Source organism: Bavariicoccus seileri WCC 4188, from assembly GCF_000421665.1.
GTDB lineage: Bacteria > Bacillota > Bacilli > Lactobacillales > Aerococcaceae > Bavariicoccus > Bavariicoccus seileri.
The window spans coordinates 1-16,130 of record NZ_ATXL01000020.1 but is presented as its reverse complement, the minus strand read 5'-3'; the positions used below and the strand labels follow the sequence as shown (position 1 = coordinate 16,130).

General features: G+C 39.1%; 17 protein-coding genes and 1 pseudogene. 16 read left to right on the top strand and 2 right to left on the bottom strand.

Annotated features, from left to right (window positions below; genetic code table 11):
- The first annotated feature begins 61 nt into the window (after positions 1-61).
- From H541_RS0105690 to H541_RS0105615, 16 genes and pseudogenes are all read left to right on the top strand, one after another.
- Positions 62-736 carry a zeta toxin family protein gene (locus H541_RS0105690; protein ID WP_022796366.1) on the top strand — a complete coding sequence of 225 codons (675 nt, stop codon included), beginning with the start codon at positions 62-64 and terminating at the stop codon, positions 734-736.
- The gene (locus H541_RS13195; protein WP_002298811.1) at positions 729-896 is read left to right on the top strand and encodes a hypothetical protein; all 168 of its coding nucleotides are present in this window, start codon (positions 729-731) and stop codon (positions 894-896) included. Before H541_RS0105690 ends, H541_RS13195 begins: the two co-directional genes overlap by 8 nt.
- A gap of 78 nt (positions 897-974) precedes the next feature.
- Positions 975-2,117 (top strand): DNA (cytosine-5-)-methyltransferase, encoded by a 1,143-nt coding sequence (dcm, locus tag H541_RS0105680; protein ID WP_022796365.1) that lies wholly within the window; start codon positions 975-977, stop codon positions 2,115-2,117.
- Positions 2,107-2,397, top strand: a complete 291-nt coding sequence (locus tag H541_RS0105675) for a hypothetical protein (protein WP_022796364.1) — start codon at positions 2,107-2,109, stop codon at positions 2,395-2,397. Before dcm ends, H541_RS0105675 begins: the two co-directional genes overlap by 11 nt.
- Before the next feature lie 255 nt (positions 2,398-2,652).
- Positions 2,653-3,837, top strand: a complete 1,185-nt coding sequence (mobT, locus tag H541_RS0105670) for a MobT family relaxase (protein ID WP_022796363.1) — start codon at positions 2,653-2,655, stop codon at positions 3,835-3,837.
- Complete coding sequence (locus H541_RS12950) at positions 3,834-3,971, top strand: DUF3789 domain-containing protein (protein WP_142973673.1); 138 nt, start codon at positions 3,834-3,836, stop codon at positions 3,969-3,971. Before mobT ends, H541_RS12950 begins: the two co-directional genes overlap by 4 nt.
- A gap of 4 nt (positions 3,972-3,975) precedes the next feature.
- The gene (locus H541_RS0105660; protein ID WP_002298822.1) at positions 3,976-4,197 is read left to right on the top strand and encodes a hypothetical protein; all 222 of its coding nucleotides are present in this window, start codon (positions 3,976-3,978) and stop codon (positions 4,195-4,197) included.
- 11 nt (positions 4,198-4,208) lie between these two features.
- Entirely contained in the window at positions 4,209-4,712 is a 504-nt protein-coding gene (locus H541_RS0105655) for an antirestriction protein ArdA (RefSeq protein ID WP_022796361.1), read from the top strand.
- Positions 4,713-4,775: 63 nt separating this feature from the next.
- The gene (locus H541_RS0105650; RefSeq protein WP_022796360.1) at positions 4,776-5,552 is read left to right on the top strand and encodes a toll/interleukin-1 receptor domain-containing protein; all 777 of its coding nucleotides are present in this window, start codon (positions 4,776-4,778) and stop codon (positions 5,550-5,552) included.
- A gap of 67 nt (positions 5,553-5,619) precedes the next feature.
- Positions 5,620-6,501 (top strand): SMODS domain-containing nucleotidyltransferase, encoded by an 882-nt coding sequence (locus H541_RS0105645; RefSeq protein WP_022796359.1) that lies wholly within the window; start codon positions 5,620-5,622, stop codon positions 6,499-6,501.
- Positions 6,479-7,036, top strand: a complete 558-nt coding sequence (locus H541_RS0105640; RefSeq protein WP_022796358.1) for an SLATT domain-containing protein — start codon at positions 6,479-6,481, stop codon at positions 7,034-7,036. Before H541_RS0105645 ends, H541_RS0105640 begins: the two co-directional genes overlap by 23 nt.
- Before the next feature lie 21 nt (positions 7,037-7,057).
- Positions 7,058-7,447: a conjugal transfer protein gene (locus H541_RS0105635; protein WP_022796357.1), complete on the top strand. Its 390-nt coding sequence runs from the start codon at positions 7,058-7,060 to the stop codon at positions 7,445-7,447.
- Positions 7,434-9,880: pseudogene (tcpF, locus tag H541_RS12520) on the top strand (conjugal transfer ATPase TcpF). Before H541_RS0105635 ends, tcpF begins: the two are co-directional and overlap by 14 nt.
- A 4-nt stretch (positions 9,881-9,884) precedes the next feature.
- Positions 9,885-12,008: an FUSC family protein gene (locus tag H541_RS0105625; RefSeq protein ID WP_022796356.1), complete on the top strand. Its 2,124-nt coding sequence runs from the start codon at positions 9,885-9,887 to the stop codon at positions 12,006-12,008.
- Positions 12,005-13,009, top strand: coding sequence for a bifunctional lytic transglycosylase/C40 family peptidase (locus H541_RS0105620; protein ID WP_022796355.1), 1,005 nt, complete (start codon positions 12,005-12,007; stop codon positions 13,007-13,009). Before H541_RS0105625 ends, H541_RS0105620 begins: the two co-directional genes overlap by 4 nt.
- Positions 13,010-13,027: 18 nt before the next feature.
- Positions 13,028-13,939: a conjugal transfer protein gene (locus tag H541_RS0105615; RefSeq protein WP_022796354.1), complete on the top strand. Its 912-nt coding sequence runs from the start codon at positions 13,028-13,030 to the stop codon at positions 13,937-13,939.
- A 255-nt stretch (positions 13,940-14,194) separates the two neighbouring features.
- Here H541_RS0105615 and H541_RS0105610 read toward each other — a convergent pair whose 3' ends face one another.
- Together H541_RS0105610 and H541_RS0105605 are read right to left on the bottom strand one after the other, a co-directional pair.
- Positions 14,195-14,452: a WYL domain-containing protein gene (locus H541_RS0105610; RefSeq protein WP_022796353.1), complete on the bottom strand. Its 258-nt coding sequence runs from the start codon at positions 14,450-14,452 to the stop codon at positions 14,195-14,197.
- A 205-nt stretch (positions 14,453-14,657) separates the two neighbouring features.
- Positions 14,658-15,977: an IS1380 family transposase gene (locus tag H541_RS0105605; RefSeq protein ID WP_022796352.1), complete on the bottom strand. Its 1,320-nt coding sequence runs from the start codon at positions 15,975-15,977 to the stop codon at positions 14,658-14,660.
- Positions 15,978-16,130 lie beyond the last annotated feature (153 nt).

Sequence of the window (16,130 nt, the reverse complement as noted above, 5' to 3'; positions counted from 1 at the left end):
TAGTTTATCAGGTTGTAAGTATGATAAACTAAGGATGAAAGCGTCAGGAGGTGCAATAAAAATGACAGAGGATTATTCTTTACAATATGCCAAGGAGAACAAGAAGGTATTGGTTTCTTCTATTGTTGATGGGAAAGAAAAAGAAGAGGAAAAGACTGCCATTTTTATGGCCGGAAGTCCTGGGGCTGGAAAGACTGAGGCTGCACAAACTTTGACGGCATTGAATAATAATCTTTGTGTAATCGATGTTGATAAGTTTCGAGTATTATTTCCAGGCTATGTTGGGAATAATTCAGATGAATTTCAACGAGGATCAGCTCTTTTGGTAGATGCGGCTCTCGATTTAGTTCTTAAAAAGGGCTATAGTTTTATTCTTGATGGGACTTTTGCGACCTCTAAGGTAAACCAAAATATTGAACGGGCACTCAAAAAGAATTATAATGTGCTTGTCTATTATGTTTATCAAGATCCATTTATTGCTTGGGATTTTACCAAAAAGCGAGAAGAAGTTGAAGGCCGTTTTGTTCCTAAAGAACGTTTTATCAATGCTTTTTTCCAATCAAGAAAAAATTTGATGCAGGTGAAAAAGCAATTTCAAGAGAAAGTAACCATCAATATCTTAGTGAAGGACTTTCAAAATACGATTTCTGATTTTCTAATGGACATTGATAATGTTGAGTTAGCATTACCGATCAGTTATACGAAAGAAAGATTGGAGGAAGAGCTACATGACTGAGAAAGAAAAAGTTGAGGAAATTATGGAGAAGTATAACCGTAACTTTTCTACACTACAAAAGAATGCCTCTGCGAAAGAGCTGAAGACAGTCTTTAAATTTGTAGCAGATGAATCCAATCGAAAACAACGGGAATTGATTGGTTTGGATAAAGAAAAATAAATTTGAAATGAAAATAGTTTTAGAAGCCAAGAGCAAAAATGTTCTTGGCTTTTTTCTTTGCAATGAATGAGGTGATTTATGACATTTTTAGATTTATTCGCCGGGATTGGTGGCTTTCGTTTAGGTATGGAACAAGCGGGCCACCACTGTATCGGCTTTTGTGAAATTGATGAATTTGCTCGGCGGAGATATAAGGCAATTCATGATACAAGTAAGGAGGTGGAAATGCATGACATCACAAGTGTATCAGACGAGTTTATTCAATCTCTCGGACCAGTGGACATCCTTTGCGGTGGATTTCCGTGCCAAGCTTTTTCAATTGCGGGAAAGCGGCAAGGATTTTCCGATACTCGAGGTACTCTATTCTTTGAAATCGCTCGGTTCGCCGCTCTTCTCCGACCTAAGTTTTTATTCCTTGAGAACGTCCGGGGATTGCTCAATCACGAAGGAGGGGCTACGTTCGAGACGATCCTCCGAACGCTGGATGGATTGGGGTATGATGTGGAATGGCAGGTGCTTAACTCAAAGGCCTACGTTCCCCAAAGCCGTGAGCGGGTCTACCTTATCGGACATTCTCGAGACGCATGTACCGAACAAGTATTTCCTATCATTGGATCGTCTTCAACATCTGATCAAAACATCAGAAACTTGGTAAATATTAATCCTTCCAACCGAGGGATGGGTGGCCAAGTCTATGGTTCAGATGATGTAGCGCCAACCTTAACCGGTGATGAAGGAATCAAAATTGCCTTACCGGTAAAGGATGGGATTTCTGTAGCGGGTATGTTGCCGGGAAATTTTGAACAAGGAAATCGGGTTTATGACGTAACCGGAACAGCTCCCACCTTGTCAACGAAACAAGGTGGAACGAAGATTATGATTCGAAAAAATAAAACAGAATATGAAGAGGTGAAGCCAGGGGACAGTGTGAACCTGGCTTTTCCTAATTCCAAAAGTCGTCGAGGCCGTCTGGGAAAACAAAGCGTGCATACCTTACTAACAGGAGACCAACAAGCGGTTGTCACGGACCAGTATCAAATTCGAAAGCTAACACCTAGAGAGTGCTGGCGTCTTCAGGGCTTTCCGGACTGGGCTTTTGACCGGGCTTCTCAAGTCAATTCAGATAGTCAATTGTATAAACAGACCGAAAACTCTGTGACAGTTCCGGTCATTTTTGATATTGCCAGAAGACTAAAGGAGGTAAAAACAGATGATTTATGATGAGTTGATTGGGGAAATATACTGGGTGATTGGCAAGATTCAGTCAGATCCGGAATTGGAAGAAGAACTGTACCGGCTCAATTTCGATATTCGAAAAAATGGGGTGAATGTCCCTGATGATCCTTATGTAATGAACGAGGAAACAGATGCTCGGATTGAGTTGAATCAAGTCATCAGTGAATTGGAACGAATTGCGGACCTTGCCAAAGAACCGGATATCCGCCAATACTTGTTTGAGATAAAGGCTGAGTTGGAAATTGAGGGCATCACCGCGGAGTAACAGCCAGATAAACTACTGATAGGCGCTGACCACGGGGGATTTGCGAAGCAGAAATCCTCCGTGGTGCTGTGCCTATTCATGGACGGCGCCAGCCGGCCATGATGTCTCACCCCCCGTATCTAACAGGGGGGTACAAAAACACAAAAAATAAGCAAGTAACAATTAAGAATAGTTGTTATATCAAGGATAATAAGCAATTTGGACAGGTGTTAACTCATTTGAAAAAGTTAACACCTTGAATTTGGAGGTGAGAATTTGGCACAACGGAATTTAGATTATCGGGTATTAAAAGACCGAAGGAACGAATATGGCGTTTCGCAAAATAAATTGGCTACGGCTTGCGGGCTTAGTCGTCCCTATTTAAATCAGATAGAAAACGGTGGTGTGACACCATCCGCAAAGACCCTGAGAAAAATTTTCGACCAACTGGAAAGCTTCAATCCCGAATTACCTTTGACGTTACTGTTTGACTACGTAAGGATTCGCTTTCCTACAACGGACGCGCGGAAAATCATTCAAGAAATTCTCCATTTGAAATTTGAGTATATGCTTCATGAAGATTACGCCTTTTACTCCTATCAAGAACAATATGTCATGGGAGACATTGTGGTGATGTTGTCACATGAAGAAGATAAAGGTGTTCTTATGGAATTAAAGGGTCGTGGTTGCCGGCAGTTTGAAACTTTTTTACTCGCTCAAAAGCGTAGCTGGTACGACTTTTTTGAAGATTGTCTAAAGGCCGGTGGCGTAATGAAACGCTTGGATTTAGCAATCAATGATCGAGTTGGCTTGTTGGATATTCCTGAGCTAACGAAAAAATGTCAGAAGGAAGAATGTATTTCCCTATTCCGTACCTTTAAAAGCTATCGTTCCGGGGAGCTTTTAAAAGCAGATGAAAAAGATGGCATGGGCAATACCTTGTATATTGGGAGCCTTAAGAGTGAGGTTTATTTCTGTTTGTACGAGAAGGATTATGAGCAGTATATCAAGTTAGGGATTTCATTAGACCAGACCGAAACGAAAAATCGTTTTGAGATTCGACTGAAAAATGATCGTGCCTATCATGCGATTCAAGATTTGTTAAAAGGTCGTAGCATTGAGGGAACCACGTTCTCCATTATTAATCGTTATTTGCGATTTGCCGATAAAGTGGAAGGAAAACGGCGAACCAACTGGCCCTTGAATGAACAGTGGGGACGTTTTATTGGACGAAATCGTAAAGAGATTCAATTAACATCTGAACCGAAACCGTACACCATTGAACGAACCTTAAATTGGCTTGGACGACAAGTTGCACCTACGTGGAAGATGGCCGAGGAGTTGGATCGTTTGAATCAGACAACGTATATTCTGGATATGGTAAATAATGCGCGACTCTCAGACCGGCATAAAAAGATTTTGGAACAACAAAGTATGACAATCGAAAATTTGATTATATGAAAAGAGGAATTGCGATGGGAATTGTAAAAGATATTTTATTGGTATTTGGTGGCAGCATGCTTGGTGTTACGGTGATGTGCTTGATGAATGCAAGTGCAGCGGCGGACCGATCAATGGAAAAGAAAGGAAAGTGACGAGATGAATTTCGGACAAAATTTATATCAATGGTTTTTAACCAATGCGCAATCTTTAGTCTTACTAGCAATTGTGGTCATTGGTTTATTTTTAGGATTTAAGCGTGAGTTTTCCAAACTGATTGGCTTTTTGGTGATTGCCTTGATTGCGGTAGGGTTGGTCTTCAATGCTTCTGGTGTGAAAGATGTCTTACTCAATTTGTTTAACCGAATTGTCGGTGCTTAAGGGGGATCACTATGGAACAGATGCGCGTTTATATTGCGAATCTTGGGAAATATAACGAAGGTGAGTTGGTGGGGGCGTGGTTTACCCCACCTGTCGATTTTGATGTAATGAAAGAACGGATTGGATTAAATGACGAATATGAAGAATATGCAATCCATGATTATGAGCTACCTTTTGAGATTGATGAATATATGCCAATTGAAGAGATTAATCGGTTGTGCGGCTTAGCGGAAGTTCTAGAAGGAACGCCGATTGGAGAAGTTGCTTCAGAGATCCAACAAGCTTTTTTCAATTCCTTTGAAGAAATGGTAGAGCATGTGGATGATATTATTTGTTATCCGGATTGTAATGATATGAGTGATGTGGCGTATTATCTAATTACCGAGTCAGGTGATTTTGGCGAAGTCCCAGAACACTTGAAGACGTATATTGATTTTGATGCGTGTGGTCGAGACTTGGAGATTGGAGGGAATTATTTGGTTACGAGTCGTGGAGTTTTTGAATATCCTATGTAAACTCGATATCCTGAATCTTAAGTAGTATAATTATACTACTTAAGATTTTTAGGAGGGATCAAGGTGATTTTTCTTTCACATAATTCAAAGGATAAGCCGATTGTGGAACCATTAGCGATTAGGTTAAGGGATACGTTTGGGCAAGAAAATATTTTTTATGATTCATGGTCAATTCAACCAGGTGATGGGATTATTAACCAGATGAATAATGGGTTGGATAAGTGTCATTTTTTCTTCTTTTTTGTATCAAAAAATAGTTTGGAAAGTAAAATGGTATCCATGGAGTGGCAGAATGCAGTAATGAAATCTGCGCAAGACGATGTGAAAATAATTCCAGTACGTCTAGACGGATCAATTATGCCAACAATTTTGCTTCAAACCCTGTATATAGATCTTTTTTCTAATGGTCTTGAAGTAGCTTTAAAGCAAATGGTAGATGTTGTTCAAGGTACTAATAATTTTCAACCTCAAAATGCTGAGTTTCATAACCTAGAAGCTGTTTGCAGGAATAATGATAGTAAATTGGAGATAGCGATTAACGCAAAATACTATATGGAACCAAAATCTAGTTTTATTATTGTATTGGTGAATACTCATGATCAAGTAGAGGTTCGAATGAAACAAAATGGAATGAGCAATGTTAGATTTTTCCCAGAGATATCGCTAAACAATGGTATTAATGCATGTGGGTGGGGGATTTCTGTTTCAGAAGCTACGGTTCCAGGTTTTCCATTTGAAATTATAGGAGAATCAAAAGACGGTAATAAAATCAATCTTGTGACAGTAATGCACGAAGTTTCTCAAAACCAATGGGAAGCTATACCAACATTAATAATGTAGTTGGAGATAACTACATTCATTTTTTGTGGAAGTAATATTAAAAAAATTTTCGGGAGGAAAGTTTTAAATGGGAGTAAGTGAAAATTTTTCATCTTTTTGCAATAACTTAAGGATGTCAGAAACAACAGTTTCAAATGTCCAATATCGTTATAAGCAAATAACCAAAAGAATAAACTCTGACTTCTGGAATAGTAGTTCTGATTCTTTACACAGTTTATATGTTGGATCGTATGGACGAGGAACTGCAATACACGTAAGTGATATTGATATAATTGTGCGATTACCGGTTGAAAAATATCATCAGTATAGTAAATATATTGGTAATGGTCAATCTGTGTTATTACAGGAAGTCAAGGCTAGTCTCAAACAAACATATTCAACTTCTCACGTTAAAGCTGATGGTCAAGTAATTGGTATTGATTTTAAAGATGGAGTGAGCTTTGAGATTGTGCCGGCATTTCAAAATACTGATAATTCAAGCTATACTTATCCAGATTCAAATTCTGGCGGATCTTGGAAAGTAACTTATCCAAGAGAAGAAATAGCCGCAATGAATGAATTAAATAGATTAACAAATAAAAATTTGAAAAGATTATGCCGTATGGCTCGAGCTTGGAAGGATAAGAATTCAGTGCCGATAAGTGGGATACTAATTGATACACTTGCATATAAATTCATAAAGGATTGGACTTTTCGAGATAAATCTTACCTTTATTATGATTTTATGAGCCGTGATTTTTTTGAGTATTTAAAAAATCTGAGTACTACTATTGAATTCTGGTATGCTCCCGGAAGTAATCGACGTGTTTACAAATTGAAAAATTTCCAGATGAAAGCAAAACAATCATATGAATTGGCTTTGGTAGCTATCGATTATGAGGAAAGTAATATGCCTTTGTCAGCGAAAAGTAAATGGAGGGATATCTATGGATCCAAATTCCCATCATAAACAAAATTTAGAAGTACAAATCAAAGAAGCATATGGAAGGCTAGTTTATACTTACACAACACATAATAAAGAAGTAGATAGAATTAAGAAAACAAACACTATAATCAAGTATATTCAGATTACATTGTCTGCAATTTCAACTGGAGGGTTTATAGGTAGTATTTTCGCTGACAACGGGACACCTTATAAAGTTCTTGCAGGGCTTGTTTCGACGTTTTTATTAGCTATTAATATCTTTTTTAAAGACTTTGATTTGAAAGAAGAAATAGCGTCTCATCAAAACATATCGAACGAGCTGTGGCTAATCAGAGAACAATATATTTCTCTATTAACTGATTTACCTATACTAAATAATCAGCAAATTATGGAAAAAAGGGATGATTTACAAGAAAAAACAAGCGAAATTTATAAAATTGCACCGAAAACAAGTTCAAAAAGTTACTCTAAAGCTCAAAAAGCGCTTAAAAATGAAGAGGAACAATATTTTGCAGAAGAAGAGCTGAATCAAATGTTACCTAAGCATCTGAGGAAATAATTAAATAATGAGAGGTGAAATATGAAAAAAATAAAAAGCTATACCAGTATCTGGGCAGTTGAAAAAGTCATTTATGCGATCAATGACTTTCAGCTGCCTTTTCCTGTGACTTTTAACCAGATGACTTGGTTTGTTTTATCCCTGTTGTTTGTCATTGTATTTGCCCATGTGCCTCCACTATCTATGATAGAGGGGGCATTTTTAAAATACTTGGGCATACCGGTGGCGGTTACGTGGTTTATGTCGCAAAAGACCTTTGACGGCAAGAAACCATTGGGATTTTTACGCTCCTTTATCAGTTATCACTTGCGGTTTAAGGTTACGTTTGCAGGAAAGAAAGTCAAGGAACAGAAGAAACGATGGGACGAGCCCATTACCTTAGTGAGGAGTGTGAACTATGTACCCGATTAAGTATATCGAAAATAATCTCGTCTTTAATCAAGAGGGGGAATGTTTTGCCTATTATGAACTAGTACCTTACAATTACTCCCTTTTGTCATCTGAACAGAAGTATCAAGTACACGATAACTTTCGTCAATTAATTGCCCAGAATCGTGAAGGTAAGATCCATGCATTACAAATCGCCACAGAAAGTAGTATTCGTGCCACACAAGAACGATCGAAGAAGGAAATTACCGGTAGACTTAAAGAAATAGCGTTACAACGAATTGATTTGCAGACGGATGCTTTGGTGTCTATGATTGGCGATAGTCAGATTGATTATCGCTTTTTTATTGGATTCAAACTGATTTCCACAGATGAAGAAGTCAATCTAAAGAATCTCAAGAAATCTTTCTTCTCCGGCTTTCAAGAATTTCTCTATGGAGTGAATCATCATCTGATGGGTGATTTCGTTTCCTTATGCAATGAAGAAATTCGCCGATACTCCAAGATTGAAAAATTAATGGAAAGTAAATTAGCGCGCAGATTTAAAGTCAGACGGGTGACACCTAGCGATTTGACGTATTTGATTGAACATATCTATGGCGAAAAAGGAACCCCATTTGAGGAATATGAATTTCAGTTACCAAAGAAAAAGATGAAATCAGAAACGCTGGTGAAACGTTATGACCTGCTGCGTCCTAGTCGGTGCTTGATTGAAGAAAAGCCTCGGTACTTACGTATGGAACACGAAAAACATGAATCTTATGTGGCTTATCTGACAATCAATACGATTGTGGGCGAGATGGAGTTTCCTTCCTCGGAACTGTTTTATTACCAGCAGCAACAATTTACTTTTCCAATTGATACTTCAATGAATGTAGAGATTGTGACCAATAAAAAGGCATTAACCACCGTTCGCAATAAGAAAAAGGAACTGAAAGACTTAGACAATCATGCCTATCAATCTGACAATGAAACCAACTCCAATATCTTGGATGCCTTGGATTCTGTAGATGAATTGGAAACAACCCTGGATCAGTCGAAAGAATCTATGTACAAATTAAGTTATGTAGTTCGAGTGAGTGCGGAATCCGTGGATGAATTAAAACGTCGCTGTGATGAAGTCTTAGATTTTTATGATGACACCAATGTAAAACTAGTTCGGCCCTTTGGCGATATGATGGGATTACATGAAGAATTCCTACCTTCAAGCAAACGCTATATAAATGACTATATTCAGTATGTTACCTCTGATTTTCTCGCTGGACTTGGATTTGGAGCTACACAGATGTTAGGCGAGTTAGAAGGGATTTACTTTGGTTACAACGTAGATACAGGGCGAAATGTCTACCTGAAACCGGCATTGGCTTCACAGGGGGTAAAGGGTTCAGTTACCAATGCGCTAGCTGCTGCGTTCCTTGGTTCTCTCGGTGGAGGTAAATCCTTTAGTAATAATCTCTTAGTCTATTATGCCGTCCTTTTTGGTGGGCAAGCTGTAATTGTCGATCCAAAGGGAGAACGCGGTGGCTGGAAAGAAACCTTGCCAGAAATTGCGGATGAAATCAATATTCTCAACTTAACTAGTAAGCCAGAAAATCAAGGTTTACTTGATCCCTATGTGATTATGAAGAAAAAGAAAGACTCAGAAAGTTTAGCGATTGATATCCTGACTTTTTTAACAGGAATTTCTAGTCGAGATGGCGAGAAGTTCCCCGTTTTACGCAAAGCCATTCGAACGGTTACTCAAAGTGAGCAACGAGGATTATTACAAGTAATCGTTGAATTGCGTAAAGAGGATTCGCCAATTGCGGAAAATATCGCCGATCATATCGAGTCTTTTACCGATTATGATTTTGCCCATTTACTTTTCTCAGACGGTTCAATTACCCAATCAATTAGTTTAGATAAACAGTTGAATATCATTCAAGTAGCGGATCTGGTTTTACCGGATGCGGAAACGACTTTTGAAGAATACACCACCATGGAGTTGCTTAGTGTTTCCATGCTAATTGTCATTTCCACTTTTGCCTTGGACTTTATCCATAGTAACAGAGAAATCTTCAAGATTGTGGACTTGGATGAGGCGTGGAGTTTTCTTCAAGTGGCGCAAGGAAAGACACTTTCTAATAAGCTCGTTCGTGCTGGTCGGGCCATGAATGCTGGTGTTTATTTTGTCACTCAAAATAGTGATGACCTACTGGATGAACGCTTGAAAAATAATATCGGATTGAAGTTTGCTTTTCGCAGTACCGATATTCATGAAATCAAGAAAACCTTGGAATTCTTTGGATTGGATCAAGAAGATGAGAGCAACCAAAAACGTCTACGAATTTTGAAAATGGCCAATGCTTAATGCAAGACTTGTACGGCCGAGTCGGTGTGGTTCAAGTTCACCCGGTCTTTGAAGAACTCTTCCATGCCTTTGATACCCGTCCATCTGTTCAAGAGAGAATGGAGTGAGGGGATGAAAAAGAAACTTTTTCGGATTGTGGGAATTGTTTTGGTTAGTCTATTTTCTCTTATCATTCTTTTGAGCTTAATCGGGACGGTGGCGGAGGCAACAGGACTTGTTGATGATACAGTGAAAGCCGGAAATCTTTATTCCCAATATTCTCTAAACAACTACCAATTAGATTTCTTTGTCGATAGTTCCTGGGATTGGTTACCTTGGAATTGGGGGGATGGCTTGGGAAAGAGTGTGATGTATGGTCTATATGCCATTACCAATTTTATCTGGACCGTTAATTTGTACTTGTCGAATGCTACGGGTTATGTAGTTCAAGAAGCCTACAAGTTAGATTTCATTTCGGATACGGCAGAAAGTATTGGGAAGAATATCCAAACACTAGCTGGTATAAACGAAAATGGTCTTCAAACTTCTGGGTTCTATTTTGGGTTTCTGTTATTGATGGTTTTGACATTAGGAGCTTATGTGACGTATACCGGATTATTAAAACGAGAAACTACGAAAGCAGTGCGAGCAGTCATCAATTTTGTAGCGATTTTTCTACTAGCAGGATCATTTATTGCTTATGCACCTACCTATATCACGAAAATCAATGACTTTAGTTCGGATGTTAGTGAAGCCGCCCTTAGTTTAGGTACCGAGATTGTGGTCCCCAATTCGGAAAGCCAAGGAAAAGATAGTGTGGATTTAATCCGAGATAGTCTGTTTTCCATTCAAGTTCAACAACCTTGGCTCTTATTACAGTTTGATGACTCCAATATAGAAGAAATTGGGGAGGAGCGAGTCAATAAGATTTTATCTGTCAGTCCAGATGAAAATAAAGGAAAGGATCGAGAAGAGGCAGTCAAAGCGGAGATTGAAGAAAACGACAATGCGAATCTAAGTATCACCAAGACCATGAACCGATTAGGGACCGTGGTCTTTTTGGTGTTGTTCAACATTGGCATTTCTTTCTTTGTTTTTCTCCTGACCGGGATTATGTTGTTTTCACAAATTCTCTTCATTATCTTTGCGATGTTTCTACCTATTAGCTTTTTATTGTCGATGTTGCCAACTTATGAAAGTTTGGGAAAAAAGGCGATTATTCGTTTGTTCAATACGATTATGATGCGAGCCGGCGTCACGTTGGTGATTACGACTGCATTTAGTATTTCTACCATGTTTTTCAATATTTCAGCCACCTATCCATTCTTTATGGTGGCCTTTCTGCAAATTGTGACTTTTGCTGGAATCTATTTCAAATTAGGGGACATTATGAGTATGTTCAACCTCCAAAGTAATGATAGCCAGTCAATGGGGAGGCGCGTCATGCGAAAACCTCAAATGTTAATGAATCGAAAGTTACGGCAACTTAATCGAAATGTGGGGCGAACATTGGCTTTTGGTGGTGGTGCAGCAGTTGGCGGAAAACTAGCAAAAGATCAATCAAAATCCAGATTGAAGTCTCCTGGTTTTTCTCCACGAAAGAATCCATCATTATCTAACAATAAAGAGGTAATATCTGACCCGAATAAGGAAAATCCAAACTCAAAAAATAAGAAACAATCTCGAATGAATTTGACTGGAAGAAAAATCGGCAAGGTACTAGATACCCAATCAATGGTAAAAGACAAAGCACAACAAGTAAAGGATCAAGTAAGGAATACACCAACTAATTTGAAATACAATCTGCATAAAGAAATCGAAAAGACGAAAAAAGCACCAGAAGAATTCAAGCGTGGACTTGTCCAAGAAAAAGCGAATCGAGCGGAATTGCGAGAAAAACAACGACAACGAAGAGATGCGAAAATGGCTGAAAAGCGAAAAGTATTGGGAAATTCAGCAAATCGTCATAGAAAAGGTAGGACCAATGTTCCGATAAAAGAGGAATCCAAATATCAGAAAAGTAAGATACCAAAGAATGTACCAGCCAATCGAATTGTAAAAATGAATTCGTATCCTGAAATCAAACGAAGACTCTCAAATCAAAAATTGAGTACGAAAGAAAACAATCAACCAGTAAGAAAAGTGACTCCTATCCAACAGGCGAAGAAGCGATCCATTCTTGCAAAAGCGGGTAGTCGAAAGGTACAAAAAAGGGTGCGTTATCGTTCGAAATCAAGGCCGGGTGAGTCTAAATGACCATTAAAAAATTGAGTACAATCTCGTTGGCAATCCTGACGATTTCTTTTATGGGCATCTTGATGTGTGTGGGTTTGTTGTTTGGTGAAGACAGTGAAGGAAGTGGAAGTTCAGGTGCTTCTCCTGGGGGAAGTAGTGTCTCAGAAGACGTTTTGAAACACCGTGCAATGGTGGAAAAGTATGCCAAAGAATCAAACATCTCAGAATATGTCCCGATTCTTTTGGCGATTATTCAAGTGGAATCTGGTGGCACAATGGAAGATGTTATGCAGAGTTCGGAGTCAGCCGGGTTGCCACCGAATTCATTAAGTACCGAGGCATCCATCAAACAGGGATGTCTCTATTTTGCGTCTTTGGTCAAGCGTTCCAAGGAGCTAGGGTGTGATCAAGATAGTATCATTCAGGCCTATAACTATGGCGGTGGGTATTTGGATCATGTCGCGAAAAACGGGAAGAATCATAGTTTTTCTTTGGCAGAATCTTTTTCAAAGGAAAAATCAGGTGGTCAGAAAGTTGATTACCCCAACCCAATCGCGATTAAGGAAAATGGTGGGTGGCGTTATAACTATGGCAATATGTTTTATTGCTTATTAGTGAAGCAGTACCTAACCACGACACAGTTTGATGATAAAACCGTCCAAGGGATTTTTGACGAAGCGTTTAAGTATGAAGGAACGGCTTATGTATTTGGTGGTTCGAGTCCGGAAACTGGTTTTGATTGTAGTGGCTTAACTCAATGGTGTTACGCCAAAGTTGGTCTGAAACTTCCCCGGGTGGCACAAAATCAGTACGATGCCATGACTCATATTGACCTAAAAGATGCCAAGCCAGGAGATTTAATTTTCTTTCACTCAACTTATGATGCTGGTACTTACGTGACTCATGTGGGCATTTATACAGGAGAGAATCGGATGTTTCATGCGGGAGATCCAGTGGGCTGGACGAATCTTACCGAACTCTATTGGCAGCAGCATCTTATTGGAGCTGGCCGATACAAATAAGAGAAAAGAGGAAAAATAATGAAGATAAAAATTGAAAGGAATCAAAAGGAAAAGACTCCGAAAAAGAAGAAAGAACGAGTAATTACAGTGGGCAAGCATCGAAAAATGGTGCTTGTCCTTTGGTTTTTATTGTTTTGTAGTCTCGCTTTTGGGATATACAAAAATTTCACAGCGATTGATCAGCACACGACTCATGAGAAAGTAGTTGTGAAAGAAAAAATAGTGAATACTTCTGGGGTTGAGAACTTTACGATGGATTTTGCGAAAGAGTATTTTTCATGGAAGAATAACAAAGAAGTCATTGAAAAGAGAATGGATAATCTTGGGCAGTATCTTACAGAGGAGGGGCTGACTTTAAGTCAAGATATGGTTCGAGCGGATATTCCCACTAGTTCCGAAGTTCAATCCGTAAAAATTCTAGATGTTGAGAAGAGTTCAGAGGAATTTGTCGTTTCTTTTTTAGTGAATCAGAAGATTACAGAAGAGAAAAAGACACAACAGGCTTCTTCTGCATATCGAGTGACGATTTTTGAAGATGAAAAAGAAAATCATATAGTGACGAGCTTGCCTACTATGATTGGAAAGCCAGAAAAGGCAGAGCATGAAGTAAGACAAGTAGAAAGTGATTCAAAAATTGATGCCAAAACAACGGAAGAAATCACTGAGTTCTTGGAGACATTCTTTAAACTTTACCCAACTGCATCAGAAAAAGAACTTGAGTATTATGTAGAAAATGATGTTATGCGACCAATCAATTCGAATCTTAAATTTGTGGAATTAGTGAATCCAATTTATACACAAAATGAAAAAAGTATTCAAGTGAGAGTTGATGTAAAATACCTTGATACTCTATCAAAAGTAACGAATTACTTTCAGTATGAATTGGAATTACAAAATGATGGAAATTGGAGAATTATTGTCTCTGAATAAAAACAAGTTAGAATAATAGGTGAATGATGTTATTGTTGGTAGAGTGAATTCACCAAGTAAGGTGGATCAATCATGGGGAACCGTATCATAAATGATGCGGTTTTTTTGTATTAATTTTGGGGATTGAGATTGATTTAATGGGATTTTTGGATTGGAAATGCAGGTGGGGATGATACGAGTATCCTGGTTAATCTGTATCATTTAGTGGAGCAAGGCTAAACAAAGAGTATGAAAAATCAAAAGGTACAGGACGATTTACGTCGTGTACCTTTTTTGCATGGATTCGATTTCTAGTTTTATTTTTTCCACAAAATACGGAGGAGAGAGGACTTGCACATTCTTCCCTTGACTGAGTAACCACATAATGACTCCAGTATCGTAAGCGGTGGCTTCAATAATTACACTGTCATCTTCATATCTTTTGATAACTTTCCCATTGGGTAATTTATCAAGTGCTGCTTCGATAATTCCCCAAAAGCGAAAAGTAAATGTTACTTCTTTACCGGCATACATAAACCTGAATAATTCATAGATCTAATTTTTTTGGGAAAATAACGTTTATACATCGATTTGAGTTGAATTTTCTTTTTTCAACCGGTTTGTACTTGCGAAAACAGATTTCCTTTTGTTTTTTTAACGAAGATAGGGAATCTGGAGCTGTTTTTGGGCGCACGAATCCCTTAGTGATTCCATGTCTTTTTAAAAGCTGATTGCTATTTTACACTTGCCAACTGAGTTGCTGGATTTTGTCCAGTAACTGATAAAACAAGTCTTGATAGACATGGGAGGAGCTCATCCGTAAAAGCAATCTACGGCCACTGCGGACTAAATTACCCGCGACCTTGAACAGGCGGAGCCGCAATGTGTCGACTTGGAATGTCGCTTCCTTTTCAGGTAGACATATGGTCTTCATGAAGTTGACCAGGTTGTAAGCCAACAGGCTTACCATCATCCGTGCATGATTTTCCAAGAAGCTTGAGCTATCCGTCTTGTCGAAATAGAACCCATTTTTTGCTTCCTTGATGAAGTTCTCCATGGTGCCGCGTTTATGGTGAATCTGGAAGATGGTTTTCGCGGATAGTTCCTCGTGAAAATTAGTGACCACGTACTCGTGACTGAACACCAGCTGATTCGATTCCCGAGTCGATTTGATACAGATTCGACGTTTTTGGGACCAGCTATTGGCTTGATAGAACGCGGAATAGTAGTGGACTTCCCTTTCCTCCCAGGGATGGTCGTCCCCAACCAGGACAAAGGTTTCCGCTAGTTTTTCCACGACTTTATTTGATTTCAGGCGGATGACATAGAAACTTTCGTTGGATTCACACGTATCATAGACCTCGGGCGTCGCAAAGCCGCTGTCTCCCCGGACCAAAATATCAGTGCAGGGAAGGACTTGACGGTAATGTGTGAGCATCGGTGCCAGAAAATCTTTTACACCTTTTGACGTATACACATTTCCAGAACGAAGTTCTGCTTTCAGAAAGTCTCCCGTAAGGCCATCGAAGGCTACCAACGGATGATAGCCCTGTGTGCCGTAATGGGCATTGTGCTCAGTCTTTTCTTGATTCCCGAACGTATCCGAATGTGTGGAATCTAAATCGATGATCATTTGGGTATTGTTCCGTTCCATGCGGACCTTGTCCAGCATGGCTTGGTTCAGTTCCTGGAACTGTGCAATGTTCTCCTCGCTGATCCGGTCCCAGAAGCGGGATAGCGAGGCCAGGAAGGCGATGGCTTCCTTATCCAAAACCAACCGAAAAATGGGATCTTCCTTCAAGAGATTGGCGGATGAATCTGCGGAATATCCGGCAATCAACTGGAAGAGCAGCTGTTCGAGCAGGGAGATGTTGTCATGAGTCCAATAAATACGGTCCTCATTGAAGTGGAGGAATTGCTTCGCGAACGAATAAAATCCAAGCGAATTCATGAATTCCTTCACCAAGATGAGACCGGCATCTGACGAAAGATTACCACCGGTGTTTGACACCACCATTTTAGAGTTGAATTTTACGTGTTTTTCCTGTAATGTAGCCATTGAGAGAACCCCTTTCTTGGTTTAGTTTAGACACTTTAACCATAGCAGATTGGGGTTCTTTTTGTACACCCAAAGGGTGCGGTAAAAGAAAAGAAGAACCGTGCGTTAATAAGCTTTTAATAGAGTTTCAGAAATTCTATGAATTATTCAGGT